20 protein-coding genes and 1 pseudogene are annotated in these 21,323 nt (G+C 60.1%); 7 read left to right on the forward strand and 14 right to left on the reverse strand.

Translation table 11 applies throughout. The features are described from left to right. Positions 1 to 3: 3 nt before the first annotated feature. A complete protein-coding gene (locus JJN09_RS18525; protein ID WP_096817456.1) occupies positions 4 to 1,362 on the reverse strand; it encodes a glutamine synthetase family protein in 1,359 nt (452 codons plus the stop codon). A 229-nt stretch (positions 1,363 to 1,591) separates the two neighbouring features. Beyond that, positions 1,592 to 1,813 (reverse strand): annotated as a pseudogene (locus JJN09_RS29730) (gamma-glutamyl-gamma-aminobutyrate hydrolase family protein); the annotation flags it as partial. A gap of 278 nt (positions 1,814 to 2,091) precedes the next feature. Between JJN09_RS29730 and JJN09_RS18535 the strand changes: the two are divergent. Further along, positions 2,092 to 3,468, forward strand: coding sequence for a glutamine synthetase family protein (locus tag JJN09_RS18535; RefSeq protein WP_249482983.1), 1,377 nt, complete (start codon positions 2,092 to 2,094; stop codon positions 3,466 to 3,468). 117 nt (positions 3,469 to 3,585) lie between these two features. Next, a complete protein-coding gene (locus JJN09_RS18540; RefSeq protein WP_249482984.1) occupies positions 3,586 to 4,212 on the forward strand; it encodes a TetR/AcrR family transcriptional regulator in 627 nt (208 codons plus the stop codon). 8 nt (positions 4,213 to 4,220) lie between these two features. Here the strand turns inward: JJN09_RS18540 and coaA are convergent, their stop codons facing one another. The 9 genes from coaA to JJN09_RS18585 form a co-directional block, all read right to left on the reverse strand. Next, the gene (gene coaA / locus JJN09_RS18545; protein ID WP_368388962.1) at positions 4,221 to 5,180 is read right to left on the reverse strand and encodes a type I pantothenate kinase; all 960 of its coding nucleotides are present in this window, start codon (positions 5,178 to 5,180) and stop codon (positions 4,221 to 4,223) included. 155 nt (positions 5,181 to 5,335) lie between these two features. After that, complete coding sequence (locus tag JJN09_RS18550) at positions 5,336 to 5,551, reverse strand: molybdopterin-binding protein (RefSeq protein WP_007942473.1); 216 nt, start codon at positions 5,549 to 5,551, stop codon at positions 5,336 to 5,338. A 27-nt stretch (positions 5,552 to 5,578) separates the two neighbouring features. Next, positions 5,579 to 6,385: an aliphatic sulfonates ABC transporter ATP-binding protein gene (ssuB, locus tag JJN09_RS18555; RefSeq protein WP_249482986.1), complete on the reverse strand. Its 807-nt coding sequence runs from the start codon at positions 6,383 to 6,385 to the stop codon at positions 5,579 to 5,581. After that, positions 6,382 to 7,164, reverse strand: coding sequence for an aliphatic sulfonate ABC transporter permease SsuC (gene ssuC / locus JJN09_RS18560; protein WP_011336451.1), 783 nt, complete (start codon positions 7,162 to 7,164; stop codon positions 6,382 to 6,384). Before ssuC ends, ssuB begins: the two co-directional genes overlap by 4 nt. Before the next feature lie 9 nt (positions 7,165 to 7,173). Beyond that, positions 7,174 to 8,322, reverse strand: coding sequence for an FMNH2-dependent alkanesulfonate monooxygenase (gene ssuD / locus JJN09_RS18565; RefSeq protein ID WP_179693344.1), 1,149 nt, complete (start codon positions 8,320 to 8,322; stop codon positions 7,174 to 7,176). A gap of 25 nt (positions 8,323 to 8,347) precedes the next feature. After that, entirely contained in the window at positions 8,348 to 9,313 is a 966-nt protein-coding gene (locus JJN09_RS18570; RefSeq protein ID WP_249482987.1) for a sulfonate ABC transporter substrate-binding protein, read from the reverse strand. Between the two features lie 89 nt (positions 9,314 to 9,402). Beyond that, complete coding sequence (gene ssuE / locus JJN09_RS18575) at positions 9,403 to 9,996, reverse strand: NADPH-dependent FMN reductase (protein WP_011336454.1); 594 nt, start codon at positions 9,994 to 9,996, stop codon at positions 9,403 to 9,405. A gap of 243 nt (positions 9,997 to 10,239) precedes the next feature. Continuing rightward, positions 10,240 to 10,878 (reverse strand): peroxiredoxin, encoded by a 639-nt coding sequence (locus tag JJN09_RS18580; protein ID WP_249482988.1) that lies wholly within the window; start codon positions 10,876 to 10,878, stop codon positions 10,240 to 10,242. A 307-nt stretch (positions 10,879 to 11,185) separates the two neighbouring features. Beyond that, the gene (locus tag JJN09_RS18585) at positions 11,186 to 12,511 is read right to left on the reverse strand and encodes an OprD family porin (RefSeq protein ID WP_102619649.1); all 1,326 of its coding nucleotides are present in this window, start codon (positions 12,509 to 12,511) and stop codon (positions 11,186 to 11,188) included. Between the two features lie 368 nt (positions 12,512 to 12,879). On the opposite strand from JJN09_RS18585, the gene tauA reads away from it, so the two are divergent. Further along, on the forward strand, positions 12,880 to 13,866 hold the full coding sequence (gene tauA / locus JJN09_RS18590) for a taurine ABC transporter substrate-binding protein (protein WP_249482989.1): 987 nt from the start codon (positions 12,880 to 12,882) through the stop codon (positions 13,864 to 13,866). A gap of 81 nt (positions 13,867 to 13,947) precedes the next feature. On the opposite strand, the gene argA is transcribed toward tauA, so the two are convergent. Both argA and argE read right to left on the reverse strand, forming a co-directional pair. Next, on the reverse strand, positions 13,948 to 15,246 hold the full coding sequence (gene argA, locus JJN09_RS18595; protein WP_249482990.1) for an amino-acid N-acetyltransferase: 1,299 nt from the start codon (positions 15,244 to 15,246) through the stop codon (positions 13,948 to 13,950). A 135-nt stretch (positions 15,247 to 15,381) separates the two neighbouring features. Continuing rightward, complete coding sequence (gene argE, locus JJN09_RS18600; RefSeq protein WP_249482991.1) at positions 15,382 to 16,530, reverse strand: acetylornithine deacetylase; 1,149 nt, start codon at positions 16,528 to 16,530, stop codon at positions 15,382 to 15,384. A 156-nt stretch (positions 16,531 to 16,686) separates the two neighbouring features. Between argE and JJN09_RS18605 the strand changes: the two genes are divergently transcribed. After that, the gene (locus tag JJN09_RS18605; protein WP_249482992.1) at positions 16,687 to 18,057 is read left to right on the forward strand and encodes an inorganic triphosphatase; all 1,371 of its coding nucleotides are present in this window, start codon (positions 16,687 to 16,689) and stop codon (positions 18,055 to 18,057) included. Between the two features lie 39 nt (positions 18,058 to 18,096). Here the strand turns inward: JJN09_RS18605 and JJN09_RS18610 are convergent, their stop codons facing one another. After that, positions 18,097 to 18,567 (reverse strand): Lrp/AsnC family transcriptional regulator, encoded by a 471-nt coding sequence (locus JJN09_RS18610; RefSeq protein WP_007951785.1) that lies wholly within the window; start codon positions 18,565 to 18,567, stop codon positions 18,097 to 18,099. A 126-nt stretch (positions 18,568 to 18,693) separates the two neighbouring features. Here JJN09_RS18610 and JJN09_RS18615 point away from each other — a divergent pair, with 126 nt between their 5' ends. From JJN09_RS18615 to JJN09_RS18625, 3 genes are all read left to right on the forward strand, one after another. After that, positions 18,694 to 19,032, forward strand: a complete 339-nt coding sequence (locus JJN09_RS18615; protein WP_249482993.1) for a hypothetical protein — start codon at positions 18,694 to 18,696, stop codon at positions 19,030 to 19,032. 90 nt (positions 19,033 to 19,122) lie between these two features. Then, positions 19,123 to 20,907 (forward strand): GspE/PulE family protein, encoded by a 1,785-nt coding sequence (locus tag JJN09_RS18620; RefSeq protein ID WP_249482994.1) that lies wholly within the window; start codon positions 19,123 to 19,125, stop codon positions 20,905 to 20,907. Positions 20,908 to 20,973: 66 nt separating this feature from the next. After that, positions 20,974 to 21,294, forward strand: a complete 321-nt coding sequence (locus JJN09_RS18625) for a DUF2388 domain-containing protein (protein ID WP_169843014.1) — start codon at positions 20,974 to 20,976, stop codon at positions 21,292 to 21,294. Positions 21,295 to 21,323 lie beyond the last annotated feature (29 nt).

The raw sequence follows: 21,323 nt of genomic DNA on the forward strand, positions 1-21,323 counted from the left end.
GTATCAGACGGCGAAGAGCAGGTACTCACGCTCCCAGGAACTGATCACGCGCTTGAAGTTTTCATGCTCGGCCCGCTTGACCGCGACGTAGCCGGTGATGAAAGTCTTGCCCAGGTATTTCTCGATGGTTGCGCTGTTTTCCATACGCTCCAGCGCGTCTTCGATGGTCAGCGGCAGGCGCAGGTTGCGGCGCTCGTAACCACGGCCCACGACCGGCGCGCTCGGGTTCAGGCCCTCGACCATGCCGATGTAGCCGCAGAGCAGGCTCGCGGCAATCGCCAGGTACGGGTTGGCGTCGGCGCCCGGCAGGCGGTTCTCCACCCGACGGTTCTGCGGGCCGGCATCCGGTACGCGCAGGCCCACGGTGCGGTTTTCTTCGCCCCACTCCACGTTCACCGGCGCGGAGGTGTCCGGCAGGAAGCGGCGGAACGAGTTGACGTTCGGTGCGAACAGCGGCAGCAATTCCGGGATCAGTTTCTGCAGGCCACCGATGTGGTGCAGAAACAGTTGGCTCATGGTCCCGTCTTCGTTGGAGAACACGTTCTTGCCGGTCTCGATGTCGATGATGCTCTGGTGCAGGTGCATCGCACTGCCCGGCTCACCGGTCATCGGCTTGGCCATGAAGGTCGCGGCCACGTTGTGCTTGAGGGCGGCCTCACGCATGGTGCGCTTGAACACCAGGATCTGGTCGGCCAGGGACAAGGCGTCGCCGTGACGGAAGTTGATTTCCATCTGCGCGGTGCCGTCCTCGTGGATCAGCGTGTCGAGGTCCAGCTCCTGCAATTCGCACCAGTCGTAGACGTCTTCGAACAGCGGATCGAATTCGTTCGCCGCTTCGATGGAGAACGACTGACGACCGATTTCCGGACGCCCGGAACGGCCGACTGGCGGCTGCAACGGATAGTCAGGGTCGTCGCTGCGCTTGGTCAGGTAGAACTCCATTTCCGGCGCCACGATCGGCTGCCAGCCTTTGTCGGCATAGAGTTTCAGGACTTTCTTGAGGACGTTGCGCGGCGACAGCTCGATCGGGTTGCCTTGCTTGTCGTAGGTGTCGTGGATCACCTGGGCGGTCGGCTCGATGGCCCATGGCACCAGGTACACCGCGTTCTGGTCGGGGCGGCAGATCATGTCGATGTCGGCCGGGTCGAGCAGTTCGTAATAGATGTCGTCTTCGACGTAGTCGCCGGTCACGGTCTGCAACAGAACGCTCTCTGGCAGGCGCATGCCTTTTTCGGCGATGAACTTGTTGGTCGGCGAGATCTTGCCCCGGGTGATACCGGTCAAGTCGCCGATCATGCATTCGACTTCTGTGATCTTGTGGTCTTTCAACCAATCGGTGAGCTGGTCGAGGTTGTTACTCATAAATGCCTCTGGGCTGAGTCTCCTGACGTGTGTCAGGCAAGTTTGACGCACGGGGGCGTCGCGTTAAGGGGGCTTGCTTGCGCGCAGTACCGGCTTACGCCAGGCACCGCGCATAGACAATGAAGGAGGAGCTTACCTGCCCTTTACGCTGGCGTTGCATTTCCTGTGCACATCCCGGACGCGCAGAATCACGGGCACAGCGACGGGCGCGGTGCAGGCCGGAACGAGGAAAGAGATCTATATTGAGAGGAGAACCGCTAAAGAGGATGCCTTCGCGTGCGTCCAGAATATCGGACGTTGCCGCCTGATCTGCCGTGGACAGAGACAACGCTGGCAGGCTGCGAGCCTTGCTGGCTGCGCTGCGGACGGACGTGTCGCCACTGATGTGATAAGCATGCAGACCGGACTGCAAGGAGCAGTCGGTGACGCCGATTAACGGCAGGCGAGACATGAAGCACCCCGGTATTATTGCTGTTATGGGTTTGACCCGAGCTTAGCCTTGTTCATTTTTTTACACAACACCCCCGTAAAAAATACAACACGGCCTGCTCAAGCCTGCGGGTGGCGCGTCCTCCACGGATAAAAAAATGCCCCAAAGTGCCCCATAAATGCCCTCGTGGCGCTTTTTCAGGGCAAAAAAGGCCTCGCTTGACTTCGGCAGGCCGTTCGGGTTGACTGAAACCAGAAAAGATCAATGATTGATATTTTTAACAACAAAGGTGTTGCATCATGTCGGTACCCCCGCGTGCCGTTCAGCTTAACGAAGCGAACGCGTTCCTTAAGGAACATCCTGAGGTTCTGTACGTTGACCTTCTGATTGCGGATATGAATGGTGTGGTGCGCGGCAAGCGCATCGAACGCACCAGCCTCCACAAGGTTTACGAGAAAGGCATCAACCTGCCGGCCTCTCTATTTGCTCTGGATATCAATGGTTCGACGGTGGAAAGCACCGGCCTGGGCCTGGACATCGGCGACGCCGATCGTATCTGCTATCCAATCCCCGACACCCTGTGCAACGAGCCATGGCAGAAGCGCCCTACCGCGCAACTGTTGATGACCATGCACGAACTCGAAGGCCAGCCGTTCTTCGCCGACCCGCGAGAAGTGTTGGCTAACGTGGTGCGCAAGTTCGACGAGTTGGGCCTGACCATCTGCGCCGCGTTCGAACTCGAGTTCTACCTGATTGACCAGGAGAACGTGAACGGTCGTCCGCAACCGCCACGCTCGCCGGTTTCCGGTAAACGTCCGCACTCGACTCAGGTCTACCTGATCGACGACCTCGACGAATACGTCGACTGCCTTCAGGACATTCTGGAAGGTGCGAAAGAGCAAGGTATTCCGGCCGACGCCATCGTCAAGGAAAGTGCCCCGGCGCAGTTCGAAGTGAACCTGCATCATGTCGCCGACCCGATCAAGGCGTGCGACTACGCGGTCCTGCTCAAGCGTCTGATCAAGAACATCGCCTACGACCATGAAATGGACACCACCTTCATGGCCAAGCCGTACCCGGGTCAGGCAGGCAACGGTCTGCACGTCCACATTTCGATTCTGGACAAGCAAGGCAAAAACATTTTTGCCAGCGAGGATCCCGAGCAGAACGCCGCGCTGCGTCACGCGATCGGCGGTGTGCTCGAGACCCTGCCCGCGCAGATGGCTTTCCTCTGCCCGAACGTCAACTCCTACCGTCGTTTCGGTGCGCAGTTCTACGTGCCGAACTCGCCGAGCTGGGGCCTGGACAACCGCACCGTGGCCCTGCGCGTACCGACCGGCTCCGCCGACGCGGTCCGTCTGGAACACCGCGTGGCCGGCGCCGACGCCAACCCGTACCTGCTGATGGCTTCGGTCCTGGCGGGCGTGCACCACGGTCTGGTCAACAAGATCGAACCGGGGGCTCCGGTCGAAGGCAACAGCTACGAGCAGAACGAGCAGAGCCTGCCGAACAACTTGCGCGATGCCCTGCGCGAGCTGGACGACAGCGAGGTGATGGCCAAGTACATCGATCCTAAATACATCGATATCTTCGTCGCCTGTAAGGAAAGCGAGCTGGAGGAGTTCGAACACTCCATCTCCGACCTTGAGTACAACTGGTACCTGCATACCGTTTAAGCGGATTGCAGCAACAGAAAACGCCGTTGGCTTCTCAGCCCGCGGCGTTTTTTATTGGCCCCTGTGGCACATGCCCAAGCTCTGCGTACAATGCCCGCTGCCCCGCAGGAGACTTTCATGACGCGTCCCGCCCCCGTCCGCAAACCCCGTGCCCGCAGTCAGGCGCGGATCGATTCGATACTCGATGCCGCGCGCACGCTGCTGGCCGCCGAGGGCGTGGCGAGCCTGTCGATCTACAGCGTCGCCGAGCGCGCGCAGATCCCGCCCTCCTCGGTCTACCATTTTTTCGCCAGCGTACCGGCCCTGCTGGAAGGTCTGACGGCGGATGTCCACGCGGCCTTCCGCGCCTGCCTGCAAGCGCCGATCGATCACGACGCCCTGCGCGACTGGCGCGACCTGTCCCGCCTGGTCGAACAACGCATGCTGGAGATCTACGACGAAGACGCCGCCGCCCGCCAACTGATCCTGGCGCAACACGGCCTTACCGAAGTCACTCAGGCCGACCGCCAGCACGACCTCGAACTCGGCGACCTGATGCACAAGCTGTTCGACCATCACTTCGAATTGCCCAAGCTGCCGGATGACGTGGATGTATTCGCACTGGCGATGGAACTGGGCGACCGCGTCTACGCCCGCTCGGTGCAGCAGCACGGGCAGATCACACCGCGCATGGCCGAGGAAGGGATGCGTGTCTTCGATGCCTATCTGGGCCTGTATCTACCGCCCTATCTGCACAAGCGCTGAGCAACTCGTCAAACAGCCCGGAGCAATAACTTGTCGACGGAGTGATCGGCGGATTTGTTGATGATCAGATTGGCCCTGTCACGCGTCGGCAGAATGTTCTCGGCAAGGTTCTTCAAATTCACCCGATCCCAGGTCTCGGACGCCACCAACAGCGCTTCCTCGTCAGACAACTGTTTGTACTTGTGGAAGTAGGACTCGGAAGACTGGAACGCCGTGTTCTTCAAGTAGACAAACCGCTCGAGATACCACTTTTTGATGTTGTCGGTGGTGGCATCGATGTAAATCGAGAAATCGATGAAGTCCAGAACGTTCAGTCCTGGACTGTGCCCGCCCTGCAACACATTCAGGCCTTCCAGGACAATGATGTCCGGCGCACGAACCTGCTGGGTTTCATCGACAAGAATGTCGTATCGGGCATGAGAGTAAATCGGGATCTCGACCGCTTTGGCATCGTTGCGCACCGCGTGCAGGAAATCCAGAAACCGTGGCGTATCGTAGGATTCAGGGAAGCCCTTTCGATGCAAAAGCGCTTTTTCCTGGAGCGTTGCCAGGGGATAGAGAAACGAGTCAGTGGTCACCAGTTGCACATTCGGCGAACCGGACCACAACGACAAAAGTGCCGACAACACCCTGGCAAAACTGCTTTTACCCACCGCAACACTGCCCGAGACTCCGATCACGAAGGGTGGTTTGAAGCCAGGCATGGCGAGAAAGTCCGACTGACTCTTTCTCAGCGCCTGCGTCGCCGAAAAACGCAGATAGAGCAGACGCGACAGAGGCAACAGGATGTCGACTACCTCCTCCGTCGTCATGGGCTGGGCATGACTGTTCAACGCCTCCATTTGCGCAGGCGGGAGGCTCATCGGCCCTTCGCCTTGCAAGTGCGACCATTGTTGACGATTGAACACAAAATACCCGCGATCCGCTGGCGGAACGGGTATCGCATTCAGCTCTATCGTCATATCCATCCTGTGTCTGCGCCTGCCAAAAGCAGAAACATAGCAGATCGCTCTCCCGGCTTGTAATTGATCGGCCCTGACCGGTCAGTTCTCGTCCGCTGAAAACGGGCAACAAAAAACCCCGAAGGGCTCACACCCTTCGGGGTTGTTTTTTACTCACAGGCTTACAACTTGGCGATGGACACTTCGGTGGACTTCACGAAAGCAATCACTTCACTGCCAACCACCAGTTCCAGTTCCTTGACCGAACGGGTGGTGATCACCGAAGTAACGATGCCGGAAGCAGTTTGCACGTCGATTTCCGACAGTACGTCGCCGAGAACGATCTCTTTGATCGCGCCTTTGAACTGGTTGCGTACGTTGATGGCTTTGATAGTCATGGCATTGATTCCTGTCGTTTGCTTGAGTTATTGAGCCCAACGCAATTGCGTAGGCAAGGGTGAAACGGGTTCCGGCGCCGGCGGCTCGCCGGGCAGGGACAACACACGGTTGAGTACTTCGGTTTCCAGCGCTGCCAGCCGATGGGAGCCACGAACCCGAGGGCGCGGCAGTTCCACTTGCAGGTCGAGGCCGACTTCGCCGTCCTCGATCAGAATCACCCGGTCGGCAATCGCCACCGCTTCGCTGACGTCGTGGGTCACCAGCAACACGGTGAAACCATGCTGTTGCCAGAGACGTTCGATCAGTTGCTGCATCTCGATCCGGGTCAGCGCATCCAGTGCGCCCAGCGGCTCGTCGAGCAGCAACAGGCGCGGTTGATGGATCAAGGCCCGCGCCAGCGCTACACGCTGCTTCTGCCCACCGGACAGGGCTGCCGGCCATTCATTGGCGCGATCAGCGAGGCCGACCGCATCCAGCGCTTCCAGGGCTTGCGGACGCCAGTTGCCCTTGAGGCCGAGACCGACGTTGTCGATGATCTTTTTCCACGGCAGCAGCCGTGCTTCCTGAAACATCAGCCGGGTGTCTTCCCGCGCATCGCTGAGCGGTGCAGCACCGGCCAACAGGTCGCCGCCGGTGGGTTGATCGAGACCGGCGAGCAAGCGCAGCAAAGTGCTTTTGCCACATCCACTACGCCCGACCACCGCGACGAACTGCCCCGCCGGAATGTGCAAGTCGATGCCCCGCAGCACCTGCCGAGAACCGAAGGTCTTTTGCAGATTGCGCACCGCCAGCGGAATCCCGCGCAGCAGGCGTGGAGGTTGTTGAGCGGTCATGCCGCACCTCCCTTCGCCACTTGGTACGCCGGGTGCCAGCGCAGCCACACACGCTCAAGTCCACGGGCCGCGAGATCGGCCAATTTGCCGAGCACCGCGTAGAGCAGAATCGCCAGCACCACCACATCGGTCTGCAGGAACTCCCGGGCATTCATCGCCAGGTAACCGATGCCCGAGCTGGCGGAGATGGTTTCCGCCACGATCAGCGTCAACCACATGAAGCCCAGGGCGAAGCGCACGCCGACCAGAATCGAAGGCAGCGCACCCGGCAGGATCACCTGCCAGAACAGGCTGAAACCGGACAGGCCATAACTACGGGCCATCTCCACCAGCGCCGGGTCGACGTTGCGGATGCCGTGATAGGTGTTGAGGTAGATCGGGAACAGCGTGCCCAATGCCACCAGGAAAATCTTCGCCGACTCGTCGATGCCGAACCACAGGATCACCAGCGGAATCAGCGCCAGGTGCGGCACGTTGCGGATCATCTGCACCGAACTGTCGAGGAGACGTTCGCCCCACTTCGACAGGCCGGTGATGAAACCCAGCACCAGGCCAATGCTGCCACCGATGGTGAAGCCCAGCGCGGCGCGCCAGCCGCTGATTGCCAGGTGCGTCCAGATTTCACCGCTGCGCACCAGGCTCACGCCGGCTTCGATCACCGCCACCGGCGCCGGCAGAATCCGCGTCGACAGCCAACCGGCCGACACCGACAACTGCCACACCGCCAGCAACAACACCGGCAACGCCCAGGGCGCGAGGCTGTGGATAAATTTCTTCATGGCGGCGCCTCAGCTCTGGGACGCGGCTTTGGGAAGAATGTCGTTGGCCACCATCTCGCCGAACGGGCTGACGTAACCGGCGCTTTTCGGCAGCTCCGGGCGCTCGACGTCGAGGTGCGGGAACAGCAGCTCCGCGACCCGATACGACTCTTCGAGGTGCGGGTAACCGGAGAAGATGAAGGTATCGATGCCCAGATCCGCGTATTCCTTCACCCTTGCAGCTACGGTCGGACCGTCGCCAACCAGCGCCGTACCGGCACCGCCGCGCACCAGACCGACGCCGGCCCACAGGTTCGGGCTGACTTCGAGGTTGTCACGACTGCCACCGTGCAGCGCGGCCATGCGTTGCTGGCCGACCGAATCGAAGCGTGCCAGCGAAGCCTGGGCGCGCTTGATGGTGTCGTCGTCCAGATGCGAGATCAGACGGTCCGCTGCCTGCCAGGCTTCAGCGTTGGTTTCTCGCACAATCACATGCAGACGGATGCCGAAGCGCACGGTGCGACCGAGCTTGGCAGCCTTGGCGCGAACCTGTTCGATCTTCTCGGCCACCGCTGCTGGCGGCTCGCCCCAGGTCAGGACCATTTCCACTTGTTCGGCGGCCAGATCCTGCGCTGCTTCCGAGGAACCGCCGAAGTACAGCGGCGGACGCGGTTGCTGGATCGGCGGATAGAGCAACTTGGCGCCCTTCACGCTGATGTGCTCACCGTCGTAATCCACGGTTTCGCCTTCCAGCACCCGGCGCCAGATGCGGGTGAATTCCACCGAGGCCTGATAGCGCTCTTCGTGGTTGAGAAACAAACCGTCACCGGCCAACTCTTCCGGATCGCCACCCGTCACCAGGTTGAACAGCGCACGACCACCGGACAGACGATCCAGAGTCGCTGCCTGACGCGCTGCCACCGTCGGGGAAATGATCCCCGGGCGCAGGGCGACCAGAAACTTCAGGCGCTGGGTCACTGGAATCAGCGATGCCGCCACCAGCCACGAATCCTCGCAGGAACGGCCAGTGGGAATCAGCACGCCGCCGAAACCCAGTCGATCCGCCGCTTGCGCGACCTGTTGCAGATAGCCGTGGTCGACGGCGCGGGCGCCTTCGGCGGTGCCAAGGTAATGGCCGTCGCCGTGGGTAGGCAGGAACCAGAAGATGTTGAGGCTCATGGAGTGGTCTCCTTGGGGATTCAAATTACTGCGCTTTAGCCACAGCGGCCGGTGGGGTCCAGATCACGTCCTTGATACTCAGCGGCTTGGGAATCAGCTTGAGCTGGAAGAAGGTGTCGGCGATTTTCTGTTGTGCGGCGACCACTTCCGGGGTCAGGAACAGCGCGCCGTAGCCCTGGCGTTTCACCGAGGTCAGGGTGATGTCCGCCGGCAGGCCGAGCAGTGGCGCGACCTGTTGGGTCACGTCTTCAGGATTGGCCTTGGACCACTCGCCCACTGCGCGCACTTCTTCCACAAGGGTCTTGATCACCTCGGGATTTTTCTGTGCGTAAGGTTTGGTCGCCAGGTAGAACTGGTGGTTGTCGACGATGCCTTTGCCGTCACGCAGGGTGTGCGCTTGCAGTTGCTTCTCGGCGGCGGCCTGGTACGGGTCCCAGATGACCCAGGCGTCGACGCTGCCACGCTCGAACGCAGCGCGGGCATCGGCCGGTGGCAGGAATACGGTTTGAATGTCGGTGTATTTGAGGCCGGCGTCTTCCAGCGCACGCACCAGCAGGTAGTGGACGTTGGAGCCTTTGTTCAGGGCGACTTTCTTGCCCTTGAGATCTGCCACCGATTTGATCGGCGAGTCTTTCGGCACGAGGATCGCTTCGCTGTTCGGCGCAGGCGGCTCGTAGGCCACGTAGAGCAGATCGGCACCGGCAGCCTGGGCAAAGACGGGCGGGGTCTCGCCGGTGACGCCGAAGTCGATCGAGCCGACGTTCAGGCCTTCCAGCAATTGCGGGCCGCCGGGGAATTCGGTCCATTGCACGTCGACGCCTTGGGCGGCGAGGCGTTTTTCCAGGGTGCCTTTGGCTTTGAGCAGCACCAGCGTGCCGTATTTCTGATAACCGATTCGAAGCGTTTCGGCCTGAGCTTGAGTGATGGCGCCGAAGGACACAGCCGCAGCAAACAGAGCGACCAGACCACGACGCAAAAATACAGTGCGCATAGCGCTCTCCTTTTTGCTGTTGGGTTTTGGCTGCACCTGCTTGCCCGTTGGCGGGCGAGTAAGGCCAGTACTTCAAGTTTCGATGTGGCTCAAATGCTCCAGCGAGCACTCAACAAACGTTCGTTCAACAGCCCCGGCTCCAGCGGCTTCGGCCGACGGGCCATGGCGCTGACAAACTGGTCCAGCGCTTCATGCAGCCGCTGTTCCAGGGCCGGCGCCAACTGCGCCTGGGCGCTGCCTTCGCCATAGGCGATCTGGCTGTCCTCGGCAAAAATCCCTTGCAGCATTTCCTGGGCCTTCAAGGCCGACAGCACCGGTTTGAGTGCGTAGTCGACCACCAGCATGTGGGCAATGCTGCCGCCCGTGGCCATCGGCAAGACAATCTTGTGGTTCAGGGCGCGTTCGGGCAGCAGATCCAGCACGGTCTTCAGTGCGCCGGAGAACGACGCCTTGTAGACCGGAGTCGCGATCAGCAAACCATCGGCGTTTTCAATCTGTTGCAGCAGGTCGAGCACCTTCGGGCTGTCGAAGCGGGCGTGAAGCAGGTCTTCGGCCGGGAAGTCCCGCACCTGATAACTCACCACTTCCACCCCTTGCTGCTGCAACCAGCGTTGCGAGCGCTCCAGCAACACACCGGAACGGGAGCGTTGACTGGGACTGCCACCGAGTGAGACGACCAGCATTCAGACAATTCCTTGAGCGTTACAGGCGATTCGCGGGTTGCGATCTCGCTTCAATGACACTGACCTTACCAGCTGATTTATATATCCATAAATCATATTTATTCATTTGGTTATTCTTTATGGAGATATGCGTTTCTCTGTTTTCCGGGCAAAAAAAACAGGCCGTGAAAACGGCCTGAAACCCTGCATCGTGGTTCGAACTGATCGCTCCCCATGCAGAATGTGGGAGCGATCCGAAGACGGTTATTTGTTTGGCTGTGGAGTCAGGCGCAGGTACGGTTTTACTGCGCGGTAGCCCTTCGGAAAGCGTTTCTTGATTTCCTCTTCATCCTTGAGTGACGGCACGATCACCACCTCGTCACCGTCCTGCCAGTTGGCCGGGGTGGCCACCTTGTAGTTGTCGGTGAGTTGCAGCGAATCGATCACCCGCAGGATCTCGTGGAAGTTGCGCCCGGTGCTCGCCGGGTAGGTGATGGTCAGGCGGATCTTCTTGTTCGGATCGATCACGAACAGCGAACGCACGGTCAGAGTGTCGCTGGCGTTCGGATGGATCAGGTCGTAGAGATCGGACACCTTGCGATCGGCATCAGCCAGGATCGGGAAGTTGACGATAGTGTTCTGGGTTTCGTTGATGTCTTCGATCCACTTGTGGTGCGAGTCCACCGGGTCAACCGACAGTGCGATGGCCTTCACGCCGCGTTTGGTGAACTCATCCTTGAGCTTGGCGGTGAAACCCAGCTCGGTGGTGCACACCGGGGTGAAGTCTGCCGGGTGGGAGAACAGCACGCCCCAGCTATCGCCCAGCCACTCGTGAAAACGAATCTTGCCGGCGCTGGAATCCTGTTCGAAATCGGGGGCGATATCGCCGAGTCTGAGGCTCATGGTGCTGCTCCTTATGAGTTGTTGGAGACCTCAACTGTAGCTCGGGATTTGCTCACCTGAAAAAGAATAAATAACGAGATATTTATATCATTTAAGAATATTAAACATCTGTTCACTGGACGCCTGTCGGCAACGCGCCGAACATCGACCCCAAGGTTCGAGAAGGCCTTGAGTTGCTGTAAAGAGGGAAATGTCGGGAAAGGTCTACGGGGGTGGGCCTGTCCCGAAAACGCAAAAGCCCCGTCCGGCGCGATGCCGGACGGGGCTTTTTTACATCGGTTTTTTACATCAGTGCAGGAGCGCGCTATTACAGCAGCGGGATCGAGTAGCTGACGATCAGGCGGTTTTCGTCCTGGGAGCGAGTGCTCGCCAGATCGGTACGCCACATGGCGTTCTTCCAGGCAACACCGAGGTTCTTCAGCGGGCCTTCCGGAATCACGTAGCCAACGGTGATGTCACGTTCCCACTCGGTTTTTTCGCCGACCGGAGTGTCGATGTTATCGCCACGCAGGTAGATCACACCGGCGGTCAGGCCAGGCACGCCGACCTTGGCGAAGTCATAGGCGTAGCGAGCTTGCCAGGTACGTTCGCCAGCACGGGCAAACTTCTGGATCTGCATGTCGGTGATGGTGCTGTTGGACGAACCGTCACCTTGGTTCAGCCAAGGGAAGTCGCTGTCACCCTTGGTGTACTGATAGCCAGCACCAAAAGTGTGACCTTGAACCGAGTACAGGGCCAGGTAGCTGTACAGATCGTTGTCGACCTTGCCCTTGACGGTTTTGCCGCCGTAGAAACCGCTGGTGTAGTAGGCAGGAGTGTCGCCGTTGTTGCCGTTGTCACGGCTGCGGTAGTAACGCAGGTCGCTTTTCAGTACGCCTGGACCGATTGCCCAGTTGTGTACCAGACCCAGGAAGTTCTGCGAGTAGAACTCCTTCAGCTCGCCGTAGTAGTACGAAGCGGTCAGGTCTTTGGTCAGCTTGTAGTCAGCACCAGCGTAGTAGAACTTGTTGCTGAACACGCCCTTGTCGTAGTTCGAACCGGCGTTCGCACCAGCAATTGACATGTTTTCGTTGTTGCTGGAGTTACGACCCTTCACGGCCTCAACCTGACCGGCAGTCAGAGTCAGGTCCTTGATCTCGTTCGAAGTGATCGCTTCGCCCTGGAAGGTCTGTGGCAGCAGACGACCATCGTTGTATTTGATGACCGGGTTGTTCGGCAGCAGAGTACCGACCTTCAGTTCGGTCTGGGAGATCTTGACCTTGCCGGTCACGCCCAGGCTGGCGAAGTCATGCACAGCACGGTTGCCGTCACTTGGGAAAACAGTGCCACCCGAAGCGGTACCTGCGGAGTTGCCGCTGGTCGCCGGGCTGGAGTCCAGACGCACGCCGTACAGGCCGATAGCGTCAACGCCGAACTGAACGGTACCTTGGGTGTAACCCGAGGTGAAACGCAGATCGAAGCCTTGGCCCCACTCTTCGTTCTTGTTCGGACCAGTGCCATCGCGGTTGTCGGTGTTGATGTAGAAGTTACGCAGCCCCAAGGTGGCCTTGCTGTCTTCGATGAAACCGGCTGCGCCTGCCTGCTGCGCAATAACCCCTACGGCCACGGCCAGGGCCAAGGTGGACTTGTTCATGTATCGCTCCTCTCGTTTCTAATTCTTGTGTTCCTGGTCCGGAGTCTGATGCCCCTGGATCCTAAGATGCGCGATTAGCGCCAGACCGTGACTGACAAGTCAATCGTAACCTTGTGTGTCTACGACCAAGGTCTAATCGCAGTTATTTGGTCCTTGCAGGGTAAAGACTTCCTGATAAACCCAAAAAGAATTTATTCATTCTTTTTCATACCATTCGGGTATATGGCTCTGTAATGGCCATCTGCACCGGGATACAGCGTATCGGCGACTAAGCTCATTCCTAAATGGTATTTATTAGCCTTTTTTTAGATCGTTTAGCTTTGGCGAAACCCCGATTCGTCAAACCCTATCGAAAAGGCGACGCCATCATGGCCAAACGCGCACTATCTAGTCAATTTGTTACAGTTTTTGTATCGGCATTGATTTCTTTCTCGGCCCACGCCGCCAATCTCACTGTCGGCTACCAGACCGGCATCGACCCAAGCAAAGTCCCTCAGGCCGATGGCGTTTACGAGAAGACCATAGGCGAAAAAATCGACTGGCGCCGTTTCAACAGTGGCCCGGAAGTTGTGACAGCCATCGCCTCCGGTGATGTACAGATCGGCAACCTTGGTTCCAGCCCGTTGGCTGCCGCCGCTTCGCGCAACCTGCCGATTGTCGCGTTCATCGTCTCGGCACAGATCAATGCCGCCGAAGCCCTGGTCGTTCGCAACGGCAGCGGTATCAACAAGCCCGAAGACCTGATCGGCAAGACCATCGCCACCCCGTTCGTCTCCACTTCCCACTACAGCCTGCTCGGTGCGCTCAAGCATTGGGGCCTGGACACTTCGAAAGTCAAAGTGGTGAACCTGCAACCCGCAGAAATCGCGGCGGCCTGGAAACGCGGGGACATCGACGGCGCCTTTGTCTGGTCACCTGCGTTGGGCGAAATCCGCAAAACTGGCAAGACCCTGACCGATGCCGCGCAGGTCGGCCAGTGGGGCGCGCCGACCTTCGAAGTCTGGGTCGCGCGCAAGGACTTCGCCGAGAAGCATCCTGAAGTCGTGGCCAAATTCGCCAAGGTGACCCTGGACTCGTTCGCCGACTACGCCGCCCATAAAGACAGCTGGACGGCCGACTCGGTACCGGTGCAGAAAATCGCCAAACTGACTGGTGCCAATGCCGCCGATGTCCCGGAGCTACTCGCAGGATCGGCATTCCCCGACGCCAAGGCGCAACAGACCACTGCGCTGCTGGACGGCGGCACGGCGAAGGCGATTGGTGAAACGGCGAAATTCTTGAAGGAACAGGGCAAGGTCGAGAGCGTACTGCCCGACTACTCGCCCTATGTCAGTGCGAAGTTCGTAACCGAATAAACGCTATCGCGAGCAAGCTCGCTCTCACAAAGGTTCATTGAGCCAGTGTGAGAGCGAGCCTGCTCGCGATGAGGCGTCACGTTACAAAGACTTTTCGAAGATCTTCGAATTGCGCTGATAGTTATAGAGAGAAGCCCGCGCTGCCGGCAGGCGCTCGACACTGCTCGGCTCGAAGCCGCGCTCGCGGAACCAGTGGGCGGTGCGAGTCGTGAGAACGAACAGGGTTTTCAGGCCCTGCGCGCGGGCACGGGTTTCGATGCGCTCCAGCAATTCGTCACCGCGACCGCCATGGCGGTACTCAGGATTCACCGCCAGGCACGCCAGTTCACCGGCATCAGAATCGGCAATCTGATACAGCGCCGCACAGGCGATGATCATCCCTTCACGCTCGACCACGCTGAACTGCTCGATTTCACGCTCCAGCACTTCGCGTGAACGTCGCACCAGAATCCCCTGTTCTTCCAACGGACTGATCAGGTCGAGCAAGCCGCCGACGTCTTCAATCGCCGCCTCGCGCACTCGTTCGAATTGTTCCTGGGCCACCAGCGTACCGCCACCGTCACGGGTGAACAGTTCGGTCAGCAGCGCGCCATCCTCGGCATAACTGACGATATGGCTGCGCGCTACACCGCCACGGCAGGCTTCGGCGGCGGCATCCAGCAATTCCGCCTGATAGTTGCTACCCAGACGCTGCAAATGCGCCGGCACCTGTTGCGGGCGAAGTTCGCGCACCAGTTTGCCGTTTTCGTCGATCAGACCGAGGTCAGCGCCGAACAGCAGCAGCTTGTCGGCACCCAGGTCGATGGCGGCGCGGGTCGCGACATCTTCGCAGGCCAGGTTGAAGATTTCACCGGTCGGCGAATAACCCAGTGGCGAGAGCAGTACGATCGAGCGCTCGTCGAGCAGACGGTTGATGCCCTTGCGGTCAACCCGGCGTACTTCGCCGGTGTGGTGATAGTCGACACCTTCCAGCACGCCGATCGGCCGAGCGGTCACCAGATTACCGCTGGCCACCCGCAGGCGAGAGCCCTGCATCGGCGAGGAGGCCATGTCCATGGACAACCGCGCTTCGATGGCGATGCGCAACTGGCCGACCGCGTCGATCACACACTCCAGCGTCGCGGCATCGGTGATGCGCATGCCGTGGTGGTAATGCGGAGTCAGGCCGCGAGCCGCGAGACGGGTTTCGATCTGCGGGCGGGATCCGTGGACCAGCACCAGGCGCACGCCGAGACTGTGCAGCAGCACGATGTCATGGACGATGTTGCCGAAATTCGGATGCTCAACGCCGTCGCCGGGCAGCATGACGACGAAGGTGCAGTCGCGGTGGGCATTGATATAAGGAGACGCGTGACGAAGCCAATTGACGTATTCGGGCATGAACCTGGGCCTGTAATAAATAGCAGCCGGAAAAAGGGCGAAACGGAAAACGCACAGCGGGCTGATGGTTATCGTCGGAACAGGCTTGGCGACACGCGCGCTCTCCTCATGAATACGGGTTGGCCGGACGGCAATTTATACAGCTTTGAGACAGTAATGTTCGATCAACTGCCGCAATAGATGCACGGTAGGCTGCAAACGTGACATTTCAAGGTACTCGTCCGGCTGGTGGGCGCAGGCGATGTCGCCGGGGCCGAGCACAATGGTTTCGCAGCCAAGGCGCTGAAGATAAGGCGCTTCGGTGCCGAACGCTACCGCTTCGGCCGTGTGGCCGGTGAGTTTTTCGGCAATTCGCACCAGTTCGGCGTCCTCGGCCTGCTCGAACGGCGGTACTTCGGGGAACAGCGGTGCATAGTCGATCTTCACCTGATGTCGTTCGGCGACCGGGTTGAGCTTGCGCAGAATCTCGGCCCGCAGAACCTTCGGGTCCATTCCCGGCAACGGCCGCAGATCGAATTCAAGCGAACACTGGCCGCAGATGCGGTTGGGGTTATCACCACCGTGGATGCAGCCAAAGTTCATGGTCGGCTGCGGCACACTGAACTGCGGATTGTTGAATTCACGCTGCCACAGCAGGCGCAGGCCGCGAAGTTCGCCGATCGCGTCGTGCATCGCTTCGAGGGCACTGTGCCCCAGACGCGGATCCGACGAATGGCCACTCTGCCCGAGGATGTCGATGCGCTCCATCATGATGCCCTTGTGCATGCGGATTGGCTTGAGCCCGGTCGGCTCGCCGATCACCGCCGCCCGGCCCAGCGGTCGCCCCGCTTCGGCCAGCGCCCGGGCGCCGGACATCGAACTTTCTTCATCGCAGGTAGCGAGGATCAACAGCGGTTGCTTGAACGGCTGGTCGAGTAGCGGTTGCACGGCTTCGATGATCAGGGCGAAGAAGCCCTTCATGTCACAACTGCCCAGGCCGACCCAGCGGCCGTCGACTTCGGTGAGTTTCAGCGGATCGGTTTTCCACAACGCATCGTCGTAGGGCACCGTGTCGCTGTGCCCGGCCAGCACCAGCCCGCCGGGGCCGCTGCCGAAACTGGCGAGCAGGTTGAATTTGCCGGGACTGACCTGCTGGATATCGCAGCTGAAGCCCAGATCACCAAGCCAACCCGCGAGCAGATCGATCACCGCCCGGTTGGACTGATCGAGGCTCGGCTGGGTGCAACTGACCGACGGCACGGCGATCAGTGCAGCGAACTGGTCTTGCATGGACGGCAAAGGCATCGCTGACTCCAACTCCCGGATTGAAGTCCATCATAGAACCATCCGGCGCCGAGAATAAACCGCCGCAAGGCGTAGGAAGTTTGAGTCCTGTACACTGCACGGCCTTGGCAGCCACACATTCCCCCGGCTGCGCTCCCGATCCTGGATTTTCCGGCCATGCAGAAAGAAACCGAAATCAAACTCCGCGTCAGCCGCGAAACCCTCGCCGCCCTGCGCGAGCACCCTCTCCTGAAAAAACGCAACAAAAGTGGCTGGGAACGCCGTGAGTTGATGAATCAGTACTTCGACACGCCCGAGCGTGACCTGGCCCGAGCCAAGGTTGCCCTGCGCCTGCGCAAGGACGGCGAGGAAGTGATTCAGACCCTCAAGACCCGTGGCCAGAGCGTTGCCGGTCTGTCCGAACGTAACGAGTACGACTGGAATCTGCCCAAAGCCAAGCTCGACGTGAAGAAACTCGACGGCGAATGCTGGCCAGAGTCCCTCGCCGAGCTGGACAAGAAAACCCTGAAGCCGATCTTCACCACCGATTTCGTCCGCGAGCGCGCCGAGATTGCCTGGGGCCGTGGCAAGACCAAGGTGGTCATCGAAGCCGCGCTGGACCTGGGCCACGTGGTGGTCGGCAAACAAAAAGAAGAAATCTGCGAGCTGGAACTGGAACTGCGCGAAGGCGAGCCTGCCGCGCTGCTGGAACTGGCCGCCGAACTGGCCGAAACCCTGGCCCTGATGCCGTGCGATATCAGCAAAGCCGAGCGCGGCTATCGCCTGTACGACGCCAACAGCTACTCGCTGAGCCTGCCGGCGCCGGCCATCACCGCTGAAACCCCGCTGGACGATGCTTTCGCCGCCCTGAGCTGGCACCTGCTCGGCAGCAGCCAGCGCCTGGCCGAACAGTATCGCTTCAACGGCCACTGGCGCCTGCTGCAGGACTGGGTCGAGAACCTCGCGGAAATGCGCGCCCTGCTCAGCAGCCTCGGCCAGGCCGCACCGCGTCAGTCGACCCACGACCTGCGCGTTGCGCTGGATGCTTTGCTGGAAGACTGGCGTCCACTTGTACAGGTCGGCATCGAAGACGAAGACGTGCGCAAAGCCGCGCCGGAGCAGTTCCTCGAAGAACTGGAAGACCCGCGCTGGGGCCTGTTCTCGCTGAACTCGTCGCGCTGGCTGCTGGCCCGCACCTGGGCGGCCGACCGCAACACCCGTGGCAATCGCCAGGGTGCGGCGCAGTTGGGCAGCTGGTTGCCGCGCCTGCTGGGTGAAGAAGCCACCTCGCTGCAATTGCAGCGTTATCAGCAGCAGCCGGAAGATCTGGCTGAGCAACTGCCGCGCATCGAGCGCATCCAGGTCTGGTTGCACCACGCGCGCAACGTGCTGGAGATCCCGGAAATGGATCGTCTGTACGGCGAGCTGAACAAGCTGGCGCAACTGGCCAACGAGCCGACCATCACGGATGAACTGCTCGATGCGCGCAAGCATCAGGCAATCGCGGTTTACCAGAACCGCGCCTGGAAAATGCTGCTGCGTATGTAATCCTCGGCTGATGATCGTTCCCTCGCGAGGGAACGATCATCAGCGCAGTACCGGCAGGCTCGTCGTGGACTTGATTTCCGACAGCGCCACAATCGAGTTCACTTCCTGAATCCCCGGCACCAGCGAAAGTTTCTCGAAGAAGAATCGCTCATACGCCTCGATGTCCGCCGCGACAATCCGCAACAGAAAGTCCACCGCCCCCATCAGCACATAACACTCCAGCACTTCGGGAAAGCCACGAATCGCCTCGGTGAATTCGGTGAAGTTCGAACGGCCGTGGGCGTTGAGTTTGATTTCGGCAAAGATCTGCGTGTTCAGGCCGATTTTCTTGCGATCGAGCAACGTCACCTGACCACGAATGATCCCCTCCTCCTTCATCCGCTGAATCCGCCGCCAGCAGGGCGACTGCGACAGGCCCACCTGTTCGGCGATCTGTGCGCTGGACAAGGAAGCGTCCTCTTGCAACAGAGCGAGAATGCGCCGGTCATAGCTGTCCAGCTCACTATGCATAAATAATCCTCGAAAAAAGCCAACAGCGAATTGATCTTCCTGATCAACCGCCTGATCAGCTCATCTTAGACAAGAAATGCCCGGCATCGAATGTAAAAATTCCTCCACTGATTCCGGAGACCTGCCATGCCACACCTCGAAGCCGTCAACACCCCGGCACCCCGTGCCGATGTGTGGAACGCCAGCAACGCCCATTGCCTTGCGCAGTACCAGATACTGGCCGAGGCCGAGCCGGATTTGCTGGTGCGGGTGCTGAACCTGTTCGCCTTGCAGTTCCTCACACCGGAACAGGTGAATGTCCAGCGTCTGGACGACCTGCTTTCCATCGACATCGTCATGAGTGGCCTGAGCTGGCACCGCGCCCAGGTGATCGCGGAAAAACTTCGTAACCTGATCAGCGTCTGCTCGGTGAATCTGCAAAACCCTGATGCGGCGTGGGATGCGCCCACTCAGGCGGCAGGCTGACAAAAGCGGAAACGCCTTTGTCGGGTAGTGGCCCAACGGACTGCGGGGCCACGACTATCCTTTGCGAACTGTCGTTCAAAAGGAGCCCGCATGTCCGTTCAACTCGCCACTCAGGACCGCTGGCTGGATCTCAATGATGTATTGCGTGAACTGGTCGCCCAGGGCTTCATCAGCCAGGATTCGGCCGAGCACGCGGTGAATGCGCGCCGCCGCCATGCGACCCAGGGGCAGGTGCACCCGCTGGAGTTCATCGCCGGCCAGCAACTGGACGACCTCAGCCGTCCGGGCAAACACCTGGACCTGGAAAGCCTGACCCTGTGGCTGGCGCAGCAGGCCGGCCAGCCGTACCTGCGGATCGATCCGCTGAAGATCAATGTCGCCGCCATCATCCCGCTGATGTCCTATGCCTTCGCCCAGCGTCACAAGATCCTCGCGGTGTCGGTCGATCGCGATGCGGTAACCGTGGCCAGCGCCCAGCCTTACGTCAACGGCTGGGAGGCCGACCTGACCCACGTCCTGAAACTACCGATCAAACGAGTCGTCGCCAATCCGGTGGACATCCAGCGATTCAGCGTCGAGTTCTTTCGCCTCGCCAAATCGGTCAGTGGCGCCAGCAACGCCGACCAGCCGGGCAGCAACCTCGGCAACTTCGAACAACTGCTCAATCTCGGCGCCAGCGATCAGGAGCCGGACGCCAACGACGCGCACATCGTCAACATCGTCGACTGGCTGTTCCAGTACGCCTTTCAGCAACGGGCCAGCGATATCCACATCGAGCCACGCCGCGAGCAAGGCACCGTGCGCTTTCGCATCGACGGCGTGCTGCACAACGTCTATCAGTTTCCGCCACAGGTGACGATGGCTATCGTCAGTCGCCTGAAGAGCCTCGGCAGAATGAACGTTGCCGAGAAACGCAAACCCCAGGACGGCCGGGTCAAGACCAAGACCCCGGACGGCGGCGAAGTCGAGCTACGGTTGTCGACGCTGCCCACCGCGTTCGGCGAAAAAATGGTGATGCGGATCTTCGACCCGGAAGTACTGCTCAAGGATTTCGATCAGCTCGGGTTTTCCGCCGACGACCTGCGCCGCTGGCAGGACATGACCCGCCAGCCCAACGGCATCATTCTGGTCACCGGGCCGACCGGTTCCGGCAAGACCACCACGCTCTATACCACCCTGAAAAAACTGGCGACTCCGGAAATCAACCTCTGCACCATCGAAGACCCGATCGAGATGGTCGAACCTGCCTTCAACCAGATGCAGGTGCAGCACAATATCGACCTGACCTTCGCCGCCGGGGTGCGGGCGCTGATGCGGCAGGACCCGGACATCATCATGATCGGCGAGATCCGCGATCTGGAGACCGCCGAAATGGCGATCCAGGCCGCGTTGACCGGGCACCTGGTGCTATCGACCCTGCACACCAACGACGCACCGAGCGCCATCAGCCGACTGCTGGAACTCGGCGTGCCGCATTACCTGATCAAGGCCACGGTGCTCGGGGTCATGGCCCAGCGATTGGTGCGCACGCTGTGCCCGCACTGCAAGGCGCCATTGCCCATTGGCGAAGAAGACTGGCAAACCCTGACCCGGCCATGGCAGGCGCCGTTGCCGGGCAACGCACAACGGGCCATCGGTTGCCTGGAATGCCGCGACACCGGCTACCGCGGGCGCGCCGGGGTCTACGAAATCATGCAACTGACCGACAGCCTCAAGACGTTGATCAGCCCCGACACCGATCTGACGGCGATCCGTCGTCAGGCTTTCAAGGAAGGCATGCGCAGCCTGCGGCTGTCCGGGGCGCAGAAAGTCGCAGCGGGACTGACGACCATTGAGGAAGTGCTGCGGGTGACGCCACAGAGCGAGCAGAAATAGCCCATCACGGAACCGGATCGACGAAATGGCGATCCAACCCGTTATTCAACACCAGTGGAGTCACCCATCATGCGTCTCAAACTTGCTGTCGCCACCCTCGCCTTGCTGTCCCTTCCCGTTGGTTCAGCGATGGCCGACAGCTTTTGGCGTAACGTCATTTCGTCCGGCGCCACCACTGGCTCGACGTACCTGACCTTCAAGGATCACAAGCTGATCGTCGCCGCCCAGGATGACGCCGGTAGCTTCGTCGCCAGCGATGGCGGCATCCGTGGCCCGTACCTGGAAGCGGCCATGCAAAAAGTCCGCGCCGACAACCCGGGCCTGCAGGCCACGGACATGGAACTGGCGAACGCGATCCTGGCGAAGAACGCCGTGGCATCGGAATAAACCTATCGCCCACAAAAATGCCGCTCATT

The sequence above is a fragment of the Pseudomonas sp. HS6 genome (assembly GCF_023375815.1).
Taxonomy (GTDB): domain Bacteria; phylum Pseudomonadota; class Gammaproteobacteria; order Pseudomonadales; family Pseudomonadaceae; genus Aquipseudomonas.